This window comes from Micromonospora sp. ALFpr18c (genome assembly GCF_008868155.1).
GTDB lineage: Bacteria > Actinomycetota > Actinomycetes > Mycobacteriales > Micromonosporaceae > Micromonospora.
Genome location: NZ_WBKR01000401.1, coordinates 1 through 1,288 on the forward strand (window position 1 = coordinate 1; position 1,288 = coordinate 1,288).

The 1,288-nt window shown below is 81.3% G+C and carries 1 pseudogene; it reads left to right on the forward strand.

The features are described 5' to 3' along the window. A pseudogene (locus F8271_RS32785) lies at positions 1–1,288 on the forward strand (hypothetical protein); the annotation flags it as partial.

The window sequence follows — 1,288 nt, forward strand, 5'->3', positions numbered from 1 at the left end:
TGGGCTGACGACGACCACGGCTACGGCCGTCCCCGCGGCGACGATCGTCCGATCGAGGCCGCCGGCCGCGGCCGGCCCGCCGACACCCGCCACTACGACCACGAGCCGTACCGACGGCCACTGCCCGAGCCGCCCCGGCGTGACGACCGCCGCTCCGCCGAGCCGGACCGGCGGACCGCCTGGTCCGAGCGACGCTCCGGCGACGAGCGCGCACCGGCCCGCGAGGCCGCCTGGCAGCGCGACCAGCCCGCGACTGAGCGGTACGACACCCGCCGGTCCCGCCACGAGCCGACCGAACGGGACCGGGGATACCCGAGCGCGCCACCGGTCTCCCCCGCACCCCGCACCGAACCCGGTTGGGTTCGGGAACCCGAGGAGCCGCCGCGCCGGCGGGCCGCGCAGGATCGGCCGGCCGCCGACTACGAACGACCCCCCGCCGACGGGTACGGGGTCCGACCCACCCGGGGTCACGACGGCCGCCCGGTGGACGGCTGGGCCGCCGAGGGAGCCGGCCAGTGGGCGCCCGTGGACAGCCGCCCGCGCTACCGCCCGGACGGTCAGCCCGAGCGACTGCCCGACGACGCCCGCCGGCCTGAGCGGGCCCCCGACGACTCCCGCCGGCCCGAGCGACTGCCCGACGACTCCCGCCGGCCCGAGCGGGCCGCCGACGACGTCCGGCCGGTGGCACGGGCCCGGCCGGACGCCGGCGTGCCGGTCGAGCGGCGGTACCGCCCGGACGACGGTGGCACCACACCACGGACGGCCGACGACGGACGTCGCCGCCGACCCGACGCGGAGGCACCGGGGCAGCCGCGCAGGGACGACGAGCGACGCCGACCGGACGCCGACCCGCACCGGCAGCAGCCACGCGAGGCGGCGGCCCGCGCCGAGACGTACCCGGACCGACGCCCCCGCGAGGAGGCCCGGCCGGACACGTACCGCGAGGCGCGGCCACAGCCCGGCCACCGACCCGACGGCGGCCTGCCCTGGCCACCGCCGGGTCCGGTGCGCCAGGACCGCGCCCGGGAGGTGGGCCACCGCCCCGAGACGCACCGCACCGCCGAACCACACCGCCCTGCCGACCCCGGCGTGGCGGCGCGGCCGGCTGCCCGTTCCGAGCGCGCGCCGGCCCCGCCACCCCGGTACGACGAGCGGCCCGCGCATCCCGCCGCGGCGGCCACGCCTCCACCGGCCGCCCCTGGTCGGACCGCACCGGTGCCACCGGCGCCCGTGTCCCCGGCCACGCCGGGCACCGGGCGCGCCACCCCGGCCCGCCCGGACCCTGGCT